The 13738-nt window shown below is 68.7% G+C and carries 14 protein-coding genes and 1 pseudogene; 4 read left to right on the top strand and 11 right to left on the bottom strand.

Annotation, left to right across the window (positions count from 1 at the left end):
* Positions 1–92: 92 nt before the first annotated feature.
* Both ACTWPB_RS26555 and ACTWPB_RS26560 read left to right on the top strand, forming a co-directional pair.
* The gene (locus ACTWPB_RS26555) at positions 93–476 is read left to right on the top strand and encodes a DUF4189 domain-containing protein (RefSeq protein WP_446226495.1); all 384 of its coding nucleotides are present in this window, start codon (positions 93–95) and stop codon (positions 474–476) included.
* Positions 477–510: 34 nt separating this feature from the next.
* A complete protein-coding gene (locus tag ACTWPB_RS26560; protein WP_446223227.1) occupies positions 511–1065 on the top strand; it encodes a hypothetical protein in 555 nt (184 codons plus the stop codon).
* A 70-nt stretch (positions 1066–1135) separates the two neighbouring features.
* Here the strand turns inward: ACTWPB_RS26560 and ACTWPB_RS26565 are convergent, their stop codons facing one another.
* Together ACTWPB_RS26565 and dapA are read right to left on the bottom strand one after the other, a co-directional pair.
* On the bottom strand, positions 1136–3232 hold the full coding sequence (locus tag ACTWPB_RS26565; protein ID WP_446223228.1) for an RNase J family beta-CASP ribonuclease: 2097 nt from the start codon (positions 3230–3232) through the stop codon (positions 1136–1138).
* Positions 3229–4137, bottom strand: a complete 909-nt coding sequence (gene dapA / locus ACTWPB_RS26570) for a 4-hydroxy-tetrahydrodipicolinate synthase (protein ID WP_446223229.1) — start codon at positions 4135–4137, stop codon at positions 3229–3231. The genes ACTWPB_RS26565 and dapA overlap by 4 nt, the downstream gene beginning before the upstream one ends.
* A gap of 114 nt (positions 4138–4251) precedes the next feature.
* Between dapA and ACTWPB_RS26575 the strand changes: the two genes are divergently transcribed.
* Positions 4252–4698: a hypothetical protein gene (locus ACTWPB_RS26575; protein WP_056811459.1), complete on the top strand. Its 447-nt coding sequence runs from the start codon at positions 4252–4254 to the stop codon at positions 4696–4698.
* 21 nt (positions 4699–4719) lie between these two features.
* On the opposite strand, the gene ACTWPB_RS26580 is transcribed toward ACTWPB_RS26575, so the two are convergent.
* The 9 genes and pseudogenes from ACTWPB_RS26580 to tnpA all read right to left on the bottom strand — a co-directional run.
* Positions 4720–5919, bottom strand: coding sequence for a winged helix-turn-helix domain-containing protein (locus ACTWPB_RS26580; RefSeq protein WP_446223230.1), 1200 nt, complete (start codon positions 5917–5919; stop codon positions 4720–4722).
* Positions 5920–5959: 40 nt separating this feature from the next.
* Positions 5960–6985, bottom strand: a complete 1026-nt coding sequence (locus tag ACTWPB_RS26585; RefSeq protein WP_446223231.1) for a hypothetical protein — start codon at positions 6983–6985, stop codon at positions 5960–5962.
* A complete protein-coding gene (locus ACTWPB_RS26590; RefSeq protein WP_446223232.1) occupies positions 6985–8199 on the bottom strand; it encodes a sensor histidine kinase in 1215 nt (404 codons plus the stop codon). Before ACTWPB_RS26590 ends, ACTWPB_RS26585 begins: the two co-directional genes overlap by 1 nt.
* Positions 8196–8870, bottom strand: a complete 675-nt coding sequence (locus ACTWPB_RS26595) for a response regulator (protein WP_446223233.1) — start codon at positions 8868–8870, stop codon at positions 8196–8198. The genes ACTWPB_RS26590 and ACTWPB_RS26595 overlap by 4 nt, the downstream gene beginning before the upstream one ends.
* 115 nt (positions 8871–8985) lie before the next feature.
* Positions 8986–9438, bottom strand: a complete 453-nt coding sequence (locus ACTWPB_RS26600; protein ID WP_446223234.1) for a flavodoxin family protein — start codon at positions 9436–9438, stop codon at positions 8986–8988.
* A gap of 7 nt (positions 9439–9445) precedes the next feature.
* Positions 9446–9943: a hypothetical protein gene (locus tag ACTWPB_RS26605; protein ID WP_446223235.1), complete on the bottom strand. Its 498-nt coding sequence runs from the start codon at positions 9941–9943 to the stop codon at positions 9446–9448.
* Complete coding sequence (gene dapB / locus ACTWPB_RS26610) at positions 9940–10686, bottom strand: 4-hydroxy-tetrahydrodipicolinate reductase (RefSeq protein ID WP_446223236.1); 747 nt, start codon at positions 10684–10686, stop codon at positions 9940–9942. The genes ACTWPB_RS26605 and dapB overlap by 4 nt, the downstream gene beginning before the upstream one ends.
* A gap of 98 nt (positions 10687–10784) precedes the next feature.
* Complete coding sequence (locus ACTWPB_RS26615; protein ID WP_446223237.1) at positions 10785–11891, bottom strand: alcohol dehydrogenase catalytic domain-containing protein; 1107 nt, start codon at positions 11889–11891, stop codon at positions 10785–10787.
* Between the two features lie 104 nt (positions 11892–11995).
* Positions 11996–12399, bottom strand: a pseudogene (gene tnpA / locus ACTWPB_RS26620) (IS200/IS605 family transposase); the annotation flags it as partial.
* Between the two features lie 22 nt (positions 12400–12421).
* Here tnpA and ACTWPB_RS26625 point away from each other — a divergent pair.
* A complete protein-coding gene (locus ACTWPB_RS26625; RefSeq protein ID WP_446223238.1) occupies positions 12422–13570 on the top strand; it encodes an RNA-guided endonuclease InsQ/TnpB family protein in 1149 nt (382 codons plus the stop codon).
* The last annotated feature ends 168 nt before the right edge of the window (positions 13571–13738 follow it).

Genomic DNA, 13738 nt, shown 5'->3' on the forward strand with positions numbered 1-13738 from the left:
GCTGGCGCGAGCACAGGCCTGCTGGGTACTTTGACAGCGCTCTATCGGGTCGACGACCCGTGCAGATTAAGGGGACGCTACAAGTGAAGAGAATGCTCACCAGCGCGGCCGTGCTGGGTGCCACCGCAGTCGCGATATTCGCGGGGCACATCGCACCGGCCCAGGCGCAGTCGGGCAATTACGGCGCCATCGCGGTGTCGGTCAGACCGGGGGTTTACGGATACGCCACCGATTACGGCAGCTACGCCGACGCCAAGGCCGGTGCCATGGCGGCCTGCCGACGCGGCGGTGGCGGTGGCGGCTGCGATGTGAAGGTGTCCTACCGCAACGGCTGTGGCGCCATCGCGATCTCGCGCGGGTGGTGGAGCTACGGCTCCGCGTCGACGATCGGCGGCGCCAAACGCGAAGCGCTGAACAACAATCCGGGCAACGCCTACATCAAGCACTGGAACTGCACCAGCGGCTACCAGCTCTAGCCCGACCGATTCGACCATGATCATGGGAGTTGTAGTGAACATCCGTCCAGTGAAAACCGCTGCCGTCCTCGTCGCGATCGTCGCGGCGCTCGGCCTCAGCGCGTGCGGTTCCGACGCGGGCTCGACCAGCACGGGCGCGGGCACGACGACCAGCAAGGGCGGCTCCTTCGAATCGGGCGACGCCAAGTCGGGCAAGGAAGAGGGTGGCGAGCCCGCGGCCACCACCGTGCCCAACCTGCCCAAGCCCACCGCCGCCGACCTGAACGCCCGGTTGACCAAGGCTCTGGCCGGTCAGCTCACCGGCGAGGAGAAGAAGACCTACATCGAGGACGCCGACCAGGATCCGATGCTGGTCGACAAGTTCGTCGAGGCGGCCAAGCAGAACAACGTGAAGGTCGCCATCACCACCGTCGGCGAACCCGCCGACGGCAAGCTCAAGGCGAATGCCGATGTCACGATCGACGGCGACCCGGTCAAGGATGCCTTCGTCGATTTCGTCGCCGAGGACGATTCCTGGAAGGTCTCGCACGTGTTCGCCTGCAATATCGTGAAGTCGGCCCAGCTCGACTCCGCGGCCTGCCAGGCCTGAGAACCGGCCCGAAGACAAAGAAAACCGCTGGGCGACCATGTCGCCCAGCGGTTTTCTGTTGATCAGTCGATCAGACGGCGACGACTGTCGGCACGATCATCGGGCGACGACGGTAGACGTCGGCGACCCAGCGGCCGACCACCCGGCGCACGCCCTGGGCGATGCGATGAGTGTCGGTGATGCCCTCACCGGCCAGGCGCAGCAGTTCCGCCTCGACCAGTTCGTTCGCGCCGTCGAGCGCGGTGCGGTCGTCGGAGAAGCCGCGCCCGTTGAGCTCGGGCGTGCTGACCGCCTTGCCGGTGGTCGAGTCGATGACGATGGTGATCGAGATGAAACCACCCTCGCCGAGGACCAGGCGGTCCGACAGGGTCGACTCGCCGACGTCACCGACCGAGAGGCCGTCGACGTAGACGTGCCCGACCGGCACGCGGCCCACGATGGAGGCGATGCCGTCGACCAGGTCGACCACCACGCCGTCCTCGGCGAGCATGACCCGCTCCTCGGGCACACCGGTCGCCACGGCCAGTGCGGCATTGGCGCGCAGGTGCCGCCATTCGCCGTGCACGGGCATCGCGTTGGTCGGGCGCACCGCGTTGTACAGGTACAGCAGCTCACCCGCGGAGGCGTGACCGGAGACGTGCACCTTCGCGTTCTGCTGGGTGATCACGGTCGCGCCGAGCCGGGCCAGGCCGTTGACCACGGCGAACACCGAGTTCTCGTTGCCCGGGATCAGCGAGGACGCCAGCACCACCAGGTCGTCGGCGCGGATATTGATCTGCCGGTGCTCGCCGCGTGCCATCCGCGACAGCGCCGAGAGCGGCTCGCCCTGGGAACCGGTGGAGATCAGCACCAGGCGGTTGCCGGGCAGGTTCGCGGCCTGATCGAGGGTGACCACGACATTGTCGGGCACCGTCAGGTAGCCGAGGTCCTGCGCGATCTCCATGTTGCGGACCATCGAACGGCCGACGAAGCAGACCTTGCGGTTGTACTTCTGCGCGACGTCGACAACCTGCTGGATGCGGTGCACGTGGCTGGCGAACGAGGCAACGATGACGCGGTTGGTGGCCTTGCCGATGACATTGTCGAGCACGCCACCGATCTCGCGCTCGGGGGTGACGAAGCCGGGGACCTCGGCATTGGTGGAGTCGACCAGGAACAGGTCGACACCCTCGTCGCCGAGGCGGGAGAAACCGGCCAGGTCGGTGAGGCGGCCATCCAGGGGCAGCTGGTCGAGCTTGATGTCACCGGTGTGCAGGACCACGCCCGCACCGGTGCGGATGGCCACAGCCAGCGCGTCGGGAATCGAGTGGTTGACCGCGAAGTACTCGAGCTCGAACGGGCCGTGCACGGTGGTCTCGCCCTCGGCGACCTCGCGCAGCTTGGGCTGCAACCGGTGCTCGCGAGCCTTGGCCGCGACCAGTGCGAGGGTGAACTTGGCGCCGATCACCGGGATGTCCTGGCGCAGGCGCAGCAGGAACGGCACGGCACCGATGTGGTCCTCGTGGCCGTGGGTCAGCACGATCGCCTCGACGTCGGCCATCCGGTCCTCGATGGGCCCGAAGTCCGGCAGGATCAGGTCGACGCCGGGCTGCTGGTCCTCGGGGAACAGCACACCGCAGTCGACGATCAGCAGCTTGCCGCCGTATTCGAACACGGTCATGTTGCGGCCGATTTCGCCGATGCCGCCCAGTGCGAACAGGCGAAGACCGTTCTTGACCAGCTTCGGCGGCGGGCCCAGCTTGTCGTGGGCGGCCTTCTCGCGCGGCTCGGCGACCGGTGCCGCACCTCGACCGCGACCGCCACCCTGCCTGCCACGTCCGCCGCCGCGCTCGGCGGCGGGCTTGGTCTTGGCTTCGGCCTGCTTGCCCTTGGCTTCGGTGGCCGGCTTGGTCCTGGCGCGGCGCGGCGCGGTCTTCTTCGCGGTGACGCGTTCCTCGGCGACGCTGGGCAGGTCGGTGCCCGCTTCGGCCGAACCCACCAGGTTCGCCTCGGCGGTTACCTCGGCGATCGGTTCGGCGATAGCCGGTGCCTTCGCCGCCGGAGCGGCCTTGGGCGCAACGACCTTGTTCGTCGCGGGCTGCACACTCTCCACGGGTGTCGGCTCGGGCGCACCGGCGGCGCGCGATGCCGAACGGCGACGGGGCTTACGGGCTACGGGTTCGGTCATGCCGACACCCCCGCGGCCTGCAGGTCCAACGCCAGTTCCTCCAGCTGTGCCTGCGTCGGCATCAGCTGGGGCAACCGGGGCTCACCTACGTCGATGCCGAGCAATCGGAGTCCTCCCTTACACATCGCCACACCTCCCAGGCGGGTCATGGCCGCGTACAGCGGCAGTAGTGTCGCGTTGATCTCTCGCGCCCGTGCCACGTCACCGGTGGCGTAGGCCTGGTGGATCTCGCGCAGTCGTTCCGGCACGAGGTGACCGATGACGCTGATGAATCCGACCGCACCGACCGAGAGCCAGGGCAGGTTCAGTCCGTCGTCACCGGAGTAGAAATCCAGATCGGTGGTCGCGATGAGATCGGCTCCGGAGACGAGATCGCCCTTGGCATCCTTCACCGCGACGATGTTGGGATGCTCGGCAAGGCGCCGGATCGTGTCGATGGCGATAGGCACCACCGACCTCGGTGGAATGTCGTAGAGCGTGACCGGCAGGGCGGTGGCGTCGGCGACCGCGGTGAAGTGCGCGATCAGGCCCTCCTGCGTGGGCCGCGAGTAATACGGCGTCACGACGAGCAAACCGTGCGCGCCCGCGTTCTCCGCGGCACGCGCCAGTTCGATCGAATGCGCGGTGTCGTAGGTTCCCGCACCGGCGACCACGGTGGCCCGGTCGCCGACGCCGTCGACGACCGCCCGCAGCAGGTCCGCTTTCTCGGTTTCGCTGGTGGTCGGGGACTCGCCGGTGGTACCCGAGATGATCAGCAGGTCGACCCCACGGTCGACCAGGTGTGCCGCCAGTGCGACACCGGCATCGACGTCGAGCTTGCCCGCAGCGCTGAAGGGGGTCACCATCGCGACACCTACCGTGCCGGACGCGCGCAGCTCCGTTGGCGTCGATTCACCGTTCGTCATGGTCAGAAAGGCTACCCGGTCGCCGGATGTGCCTCGACACCCTAGCGCCCGAAGCGGCTGCCGGTGGGTGTTTTTCACCTTGCGTGATGTCATTAATGACGTCACACTGATGTCATGGATCTGAATGCTCATACCGCGCGGTTGCGCGAGGAACTGATCGCCGCCGCCGCGCTCGGCGACGAGAAAACGCAGGCCACCGCCGCCGCCCTCGCCGCGGCGGTGGAGAGCTCGAGCCGCCTGGTGCTGCTCTCGGCGCTGTCGGAACTGGCCGCCGAGATCAGTACCGAACTCGGTGACCGCACCGTGCACGTCCGTCTGGAGGGCACCGAGGCGAAAGCCGACGTGCGCAAGAACACGCCGCCGGGGGCGGAGGAACCCCAGACTTTCGAGGAGATGACCGGCGATATCAGCCGGGTCACCCTGCGACTGGTCGAACAGCTCAAGTCGCGCGCGGAGGAGGCGGCCCAGCAGAACGGACAGTCGCTGAACTCCTGGCTCTCCGGTGCCGTCAGCGGCGCGCTGAAGGATCAGATGCGCGGATACGGCGGCAAGGGCTGGTAGGCACAGTCGAAGACGTCAGAATCAGAGCAGCGGGGCCAGGTCGCCGCGTTCGCCGATAACGACTTCGTCGAGTTCGAGCCAGTCGGCCATTTCCCGGAGCGCCCCGCCTAATGTCTGGGCGGTCTCCGCGGTGGCGTAGCCGGGTTCGGCGAACGCGCCGGGGGCGAGCAGTCGGCCGGTGGCGCGTTCGGCGCGCAGATCCACCCGGCCGACGAGCTTGCCGTCGACGAGTAGCGGGAAGACGTAATAGCCGTGCACCCGTTCGGGTTCGGGGGTGTAGATCTCGATCCGGTAGTGGAAGTCGAAGACCCGCTGGGTGCGCGGGCGGAAGAAGATCAGCGGATCGAACGGGCACAGCAGCGCGGTCCCGGTGATCCGGCGCGGGGTGGCGGCCTCCGGGTGCAGGTAGGCGGGCGCATCCCAGCCCTCGACATCGACCGGCAGCAGTTCGCCCGCGTCGACCAGCTCCGCGATCGCCGGGGCACTCTGGCGACGGGCCAGACGGTAGTAGTCGCGCAGGTCGGCCTCAGTGCCGATACCGAGGGCGCGGCCTGCCCGGCGGATCAGCTCGCGCACGGCATCGTCCTCGCCGATCTCCCGGTCGAGCACATCGGCCGGGACGACCCGTTCGGTGAGGTCGTAGTGCCGGGTGAACCCGACCCGGCGCGCGGTGGACAGCTCACCCGCGGCGAAGAGCTGCTCACAGATCATCTTGGTATCGCTCAGGTTCCACCAGGTCCCCTTCGGACGTGGCTTGTCCAGCTCCAGATGACGTTCGATCTCCCCCGCGCTCGCCGCGCCCACCTCGGTCACGACATCGAGAATGTCCTTGCCCAGCGTCGGATTGCGTTCGACGACCTTGCGCATGCCCGACCAGCGCCCGTGCCGGTACTGCGCCATCCGCCAGCGCAGCAACGGCCAATCGGCGACCGGGATCAGCGCGGCCTCGTGTGCCCAGTACTCCACCAGCCCCCGTCGCGCCTTCGCGCTGTCGCTCCAGGCGGCACCGTCGAGCAGGCTGCGATCGTAGGGGCCGATCCGGCTGAACACCGGCGCGTAGTGCGCGCGCACCACCGCCGATACCGAATCTATTTGCAGCAGACGGGTTCTGGCGACCACATCGAGCACGGCCCGCCGCTTCGGGTTGGCCGGCCTTCGCTTGCCGAAGCCCTGCGCGGCCAGCGCCGTTCGACGGGCCTGCGCCGCATTCATCCGCTGCATGGCCTCAGCCTGACACAGGGGTCCGACAAGTGATCGGCGCTCAGGTGGAGACCCGGACCTCGCCCGCGGTATCGATCTCGGTCCGGCGATCCCCGCCCGGCGCGGCAGCCAGCACGGTCGCCACCCAGCGCCTGCCGACCGGCAGCACCCGCACGGTCACCGAGCCCGCTCCCGCCATGTCGAGTTCGCCGACCGCGGCCTCGATCACGTTGTGGCGCACCCATTCCGGCACCCCGCGGAAGCCGCCGTCGTCGAGCAGAGTGACCTCGACCCCGCGCGATCGGGCCCCGCGCGCCGCGGCGCTGAGCCGGTCGGTGACCAGTTGCGGCGCCCGAAGCCCGTCGCGCAGTTCGGCTTCGAGCAGCCTGCACTGTTCGCGTTCGGTGTCGGTGAGCTCGATCCCCGCGGCGATGCGGGCGAGCAGTGGCCCGGCCACCCGGTCCAGCGCCCCCAGCTGACGATCACGCTCGGCATTGGCCGCGGCCAGCGCGGCCTCGGTCGCCGCCCGGCGATTGGCCTCGCTGCGCAGTTCCCGCAGCGAACGCTGGGTGGGCCGGATGATCGCCATGAACACCGTCACCGCGCCGACCGTGGCGATCGGGGTCAGCGCGCGCACCACGGTTTCGGCATGCCAGGTGGTGAACACGCCCATCGTGATCAGGACCGTCGCGGCGGCGGCCACGCCGAGCCAGGCCGACACTATCCGCCCGCGCAGGACCAATATCGCCAGCAGATACGACGTCGGATAGGCGGTCCACAGCTGGTGGGAGAACCCCGACGCGCTTTCGAGCCACGGCACGGTCAGCGCCATCGCCGCTGGCCCCGCGCACGCCACGAAGATCGTGGCGGCCCACGGCAGCGGATCCACCGGGAACACCAGCACCACCAGCGCCGCCACGGTCATCAGCACCAGCGCGGCGAATGCGGCCGCGGGTGGCGCGATCTCGAAATTCACCCGCAGATACATCACGATGGTGGCTTCGAAGATCACCACGAACAGCCACGCCGTGCCGTCGCTGAGGCCGAACAGGTCGCGCATCGCGAACGGCAGATCACGCTCGACCATCAACTACCCCACACCAGAGTCACCACGGTCCCCGCGCCCGGCGCCGATTCCACGAATGCCGCGCCGCCGGCGAGCGCGCGCATCCGGCCAAGGATGCTGCCGGCGATCCCCATCCGATCGGCAGGCACCCGGGCCGGGTCGAACCCGGCGCCGTCATCGGAGAGCACCACCCGGATCCCCCCGGTCGCGATCGTGACCGCCACACCGCGCCGCACCGTCCGGCCCGCGACGTCGGCATGGCGCAAGCTGTTGCGCACCGCCTCCGAGAGCGCGGCCCCGAGCACCTGAGCGGCCTCGATCGGCAGGTACAGATCAGCCGCGCGCCGCGAGGACACCTGCACCGCAATCCCGGACTCCACCGCACGCACCGCCTCGCGCAGGAATTCGATCGTCGCGGCGGCGTCGAGGTGCTCGATCTCGGGCGCGGTCCGCGACTGCTCGAGCTGTTCGAGGGTGCGCCCGGCCTGGTTGCGCAGCACCGACGAGGACTGCTGCGCACGCGAGGCTTCCAGCAGGGTCGAGAGCACCAGGTCGTGGATGAGTGCCGCGAAACGCGCCCCCTCGCGTTCCCTGGCCGCCGTCGCCGCGACCGCCGCCGCTCGGCTGCGCTGGCGGACCGCTTCCCGGTCGACACGTTCGGCGGCGGCGCGCGCGTACACCACACACCACAGGAACAGCGCTGCCACGCCGAGCCCCCTGGTGATGTCGCCGAACAACGCCCACATCGAACTGCCCGGCACGACAAGGGCATTCGACACACTGGTCGCCACCGCGAGCACGGCCCCGAAGCCGGCCGCACCGTGCCGCGGCCACGCGAGCCCCGCGGCCATCACACCCACGGCCAGCCCGCGATAGGGCCAGGACGCGAACGAACCGATGTGGACCACCGAATACACCAGCGGCGTCGCCACCGTCGCCACGAGATAACACCCGGCAGCCGCGGCGGCGGTGCGCCGGATCGCGTGGGCGGGGCCGCGCGGCGACACGATCGCCAGCGCCCCGAACATCAGATACGCCGACACCAGATGCAGTTCCGGCCAGAGGGACTGGTTGACGGGCTGAACCAGCACCGCGGGCAGTTCCAGCACCATCACGATCATGGCGCCGGTCCCGATCACCAGCCCGAGCCTGCGCAGGATCTGTTCGGTCGCCGCCCGCGAGAATTCGGCGTCGCCGACCGGTGCGGGCGCCGTCGCGACCGCGAGATCACTCACGTGTGCTGCTGCCTCTCCGGCACGGGCAGCCACCCGTCCTCGACGGCCCGTTTGTACAGATCGGTCTTGGTCGGGGCGGGCCGGCCCGCGTCGGAGTACTTCTGCCGGATGCGGCCCAGGTAGTCGTTGACGGTCTGTTCCGACAGCCCGGTCAGCCGGGCCACCCGCGAGGCCTTCTCCCCCGAGGCGTACAGCATCAGCACTTCCTCCTGACGCGGGCTGAGCCCGACGTCGGAGAGCTTCGGATCACCGTCGATGGCGGCGGCCCAGTCGGTGGTCACCACCTGCTCTCCGGACGCGGCCCGGCGCACCGCCGCGACCACCGTCGCCACACTCTCGGACTTGCGCAGCACCCCGAGCACGCCCGCCTTGGCGGCGGAGCGAACCAGAAAGGCGTTGTCGGCGCCGGTGAAGACCAGCACCTCGATGCCGCGTTCGCGCAGTGCGGTGACATTGTCCTCTGGCGTCGACCCGTCGGGCAGACGCAGGTCGAGGACGACGAGATCGAGGTCGGTGGTCTCGGCGAGCAGCCCGCCGACCGATTCCGCCACCGCCACCAGTTCCAGATCGGGTTCAGGGCCGAGCATGGCCGCCAACCCGATCGCCACCGACTCGTGATCCTCCACCAGACCGACCCGTGCCACCGTGCGCGTCTGCTCCAGCTCGCTCACCGACCACTCCCCCTCGTCGAACACCCACCGCGGCCAGCCCGCAACACGTCGGTCTCGAGTTCTACCGCATCCCGAGCCCGCGTGTCAGCCCACCAATATTCGGGGCGGAGCCAACTCAGTTCATCAGACCGGCGGCGATGGTCGCGCCGAGTTCCCAGCATTTCTCCAGATCAGCCTTGCTCGGCGGTCCCGTGACCACGACCGCCTGGGCGGCGCGCTGCCAGCCCAACCCGGTGGTGATCCGCTCCACGCTGCTCTCGGCGCCCTCGGTGCCCTCGTTACCGTGCAGGTAGAGGCCATAGGGACGACCGCCGGTCGAGTCCAGGCACGGGTAGTAGATCGTGTCGAAAGCGTGTTTGAGCGCGCCGCTCATGTAGCCGAGGTTGGCCGGGGTGCCGAGCAGGTAGCCGTCGGCTTCGAGCACGTCGACGGCGGTCACCGCCAGCGCGGCCCGGCGCACCACCTCGACCCCCTCGATCTCCGGGTCGCTCGCCCCGGCGAGGACCGCTTCGAACATCGCCTGGGTGTGCGGCGATGGGGTGTGGTGGATGATCAGCAACCGGGCCATGGGCTCGCTACTCTCCTGGGTTGCGTTCCATTTTTTCCAGTGCCACCGCGCGGCACATGGTGTCGCGGGCGCGGCCTCGGTCACCGGCGTAGTCGTAGGCGCGGGCCAGCCGATAGGAGGTGCGCCAGTTGTCCGGGTCGGCTTCCCACTCGGTCTTGACCTGGGCGAACAGGGCATCAGCTGCGGCGCGTTCGATCCGGCCGGAGGGTCGGCGCGGCAGTTGCGAGGTGTCGACCTCGAGGCCCTCCTCGTGGATACGCCGGGCCAGCCGTTGATGATCGAACGCCGCGCTCAAGGTCGCCCACAGGATCCAGATGCCGACAACAGGCAGCAGCAGCATGCCGATGCCGATCGCGATACCCGCGAACGTGCCGTCGGCGATGTAGGCGATGGCGAGCCCGCCGAGCCGGACGAAGTAGAACAACAGCGCGACGACCAGAAATGCCACGACCGCAACGGTTTTCAGGACCTGCCGATCAGGTCGCTGCGCGTCGGAGGTGCTCACAGATCCAGGAACGGGTCGAGCCCGACGGTCAGACCGGGCCGCCCGGCGATCTCGCGCACCCCGAGCAGCACACCCGGCGCGAACGAGGACCGGTCGATGGAGTCGTGGCGGATGGTCAGGGTCTCACCCTGCGTGCCGAACAGCACCTCCTGGTGGGCGACGAGCCCGGCCAGGCGCACCGAATGCACCCGCACACCGTCGACGTCGGCGCCGCGCGCACCCTCGAGTTCGGTGGTGGTGGCATCGGGGCTGATTCCGACCCCGGCCTCGGCGCGGGCCGCGGCGATCACCGCGGCGGTGCGGTAGGCGGTGCCCGATGGCGCGTCGGCCTTGTTCGGGTGGTGCAGCTCGATGACCTCGACCGAGTCGAAGAACCGTGCCGCCTGCTCGGCGAAGTGCATCGACAGCACAGCGCCGATGGCGAAGTTCGGCGCGATCAGCACCCCCACCTCGGGCCGCTGCGCCAGCTGGCCGCGCACCTCGGCGAGGCGGGCCTCGTCGAAGCCGGTGGTGCCGACGACCGCGTGGATGCCGTTGGAGATCAGGAACTTCAGGTTGCCCATCACCACATCGGGGTGGGTGAAATCGACGACCACTTGGGTGCCGTTCTCGGTGAACGTCTCGAGCGCGTCACCTTTGTCTACCTGCGCCACCAGCTCCAGATCGGGCGCCGCCTCCACCGCCGCGCAGATCGCCTGCCCGACCTTGCCGCGTGCTCCGAGCACTCCGACCCGAATGGTCACCGCATCTCCTCGTCCTCGACTCAGCTTGCTCGTGGCAGCCTATCGAGCAGCCAACAGCGGCGCGGCGCCGACCTCACACCATCCGGCGGAGCGAGGTATCAGTCGAAGACGATCACCTGTCGCAGCGCCGCGCCGGCCGCGAGATCGTCCATTGCCTGGTTCACCTCGTCGAGTCCGATGCGGGCCGAGACCAGCCGTTCCAATGGCAGCTTGCCCGCGCGCCACATCCGCACATACTCGGGGATGTCGCGGGCGGGGACCGCGGAGCCGAGGTAGCTGCCGATGATGGTGCGACCCTGCGCGACCAAGGCCAGCGGGGAGATCGCGGCGGTGGCGGTAGGCGCGGGCAGGCCGACCGTCACGGTGACGCCACCGGGTGCCGTTGCGGCGACCGCGGTTTCGAACGCGCGCACGTTGCCCGCCGCTTCGATCACCACCTCGGCCACGATGCCCTGCTCGGCGACCTCGCCCGGTGTGCAGGCCACTGTCACACCGAATTCGCGTGCGAGTGAGAGCTTTTCGGGCACGGTATCGACGGCGATCACCTCACCGAGGCCGAGCGAGACCGCGACGAGCACGGCCGCCATCCCCACCCCGCCGAGCCCGACCACCATGATCCGTTCTCCCGCACCGGGTTTCGCCGCGTTGAGCAGCGCGCCGCCGCCGGTGAGCACCGCGCAACCGAGCACCGCCGCCACCTCGGGCGGCACGTCGTCGTCGACGGGCACGACCGAACGCCGGTCCACCACCGCGTGCGTGGCGAAGCCGGAGACGCCGAGGTGGTGGTGCACCTGCTCGCCGTCGCGGGTGAGCCGTCGCCCGCCGCCGAGCAGTTCGCCCGCGTTGTTGGCCACACTGCCCGGACCGCACGGCGTGCGCCCGTTGCTCGCGCAGCCAGGGCAGTCACCGCAGCGCGGCAGGAACGTCATCACGACTCGCTGCCCGAGCGTCACGTCGTCGACGCCGGCGCCCACCGATTCGACGATGCCCGCGGCTTCGTGGCCGAGCAGCATCGGCACCGGCCGCACCCGATTTCCGTCCACCACCGACAGATCCGAATGGCACAGGCCGGCCGCTTCGATCCGCACCAGCAATTCGCCCGGACCCGGTTCGGCCAATTCCAGGTCGCACACGGTGATCGGCCGCGAATCGGCGAACGGCGCCGGGTCGGCGATCCGTTCCAGAACGGCTCCACGAATCTTCATGCTCGCGACGCTACCGAAATGCGGGCTCGTGCGCCGCCCGCCACGGCGGTGGTGAAAGCCCACGCGGGAGGGCCGCCAAGACCCGGGCGTACCCTGAACCGGACGCGCCTGCCCTCGATGTACTGCCGTAATACCGAGATCGCAGCGCCACCGACCGAACCGGCGAAGTAGGAACCCGACCGCAACCGTTGCGCCCGCCCAATAGTGGCGCACCAGCTCGGGGAACTCTTCGCGCAGGCGCCGCGACGACACCCCCTTTGAGCGAGTTCACCAGCCGCGACAGCGCGACCTTCGGTGGGAAGTTCACGAGCAGGTGCACGTGGTCGGCTTCGCCGTTGAACTCGACCAACTCGCACTCGAAGTCGGCGCACTGCGGCCGTGATCTGCTCCATTCGATCGAGGTGGCGCGCTGAGAACACTCGATGTCGATACGTGGTGACGAAAACCATTTGAGCATGTAGCGCGAAACACAGTGCCTGCCTGTCCGTACCTGAAGTTCTGTAGCCATTAACCCAAGGCATCCTTGGGTTATGTTGTTGCGGTATAACTTCCGCGTCTACCCGACGCCCGGCCAGCAAGTAGCGTTAGCGCGGGCGTTCGGGTGCGCGCGGGTGGTGTACAACGACGGGTTGCGGTTGCGGCAACAGGCCCGCGAGGCCGGGTTGCCGTACGTGACCGACGCCGAGCTGTCGAAAGCGTTGACCGAAGCCAAGAGGACCCCGGAACGGGCGTGGCTCGGCGAGGTGTCGTCGGTGGCGCTACAACAAGCACTGGCCGACCTGAACATCGCCTACCGCAACTTCTTCGGGTCCGCGACAGGTAAACGTCGAGGTGCGCGGGTAGCGCCGCCGAGGTTCCGGTCCCGCAAGGACAACCGCCAAGCGATCCGGTTCACGAAAAACGCCAGGTTCGCGGTCACCGCCGGCGGGAAGCTGCGACTACCGAAGATCGGCGACCTGGACGTGCGCTGGTCACGGGAACTGCCCTCGGGTCCCTCGTCGGTGACGGTCATCAGGGACGCGGCGGGACGATACTTCGCGTCGTTCGTCGTCGCAGTCGAGGACCAGCCGCTGCCGTCGGTCGATTCCGAGGTGGGTATCGACCTGGGCCTGTCAACGTTCGCCGTCCTGTCGGACGGCAAGACGGTAGCCTCGCCGAAGTTCCTGCGCCGAGCCGAGCGCCGACTCCGCAAAGCCCAACAAGGGTTGTCGCGCAAGCAGAAAGGCTCCGCGAACCGGGCCAAGGCTCGGATCGAGGTCGCCAAGGCGCACGCCAGGGTGGCCGACACACGCCGGGATTGGGCGCATAAGCACTCGACACGGATTATCCGCGACAACCAAGCGGTGTATGTCGAAGATTTGTGTGTGCAGGGTTTGGCGCGTACTCGGTTGGCGAAGTCGGTTCATGATGCTGGGTGGGCCATGTTCATACGCATGGTGGAGGAGAAAGCCGCCCGGTATGGGCGGCGTTTCTCGAGGGTGGACCGTTGGTTCCCGTCCACCCGGTTGTGTTCGGTGTGCGGTGTGGTCGGGGACAAGAAACCGTTGCACGTGCGGGAGTGGACGTGCGCCTGTGGTGTGGTCCATGACCGTGATCTGAACGCGGCCAAGAATATCCTCGCGGCGGGACGCGCTGAGAGGTTAAACGCCTGCGGAGGGGCTGTGAGTCCAGCCGCTTAGCGGAAGGCAAGCCCCTGTGAAACAGGAACCCACCGCCAATGGTGCGCGAGCGCCGTGGGAGGAATCCTCGCCATTTGGGGCGTGGAGGACGTCAACGCGAGAGCCCTTTACAGGTTCCGGGGTCTGTCGCTAACCTCGATCTCGGTGATGGTGCTCCTGTTGGCCGCC

The organism is Nocardia sp. IBHARD005 (genome assembly GCF_052814245.1).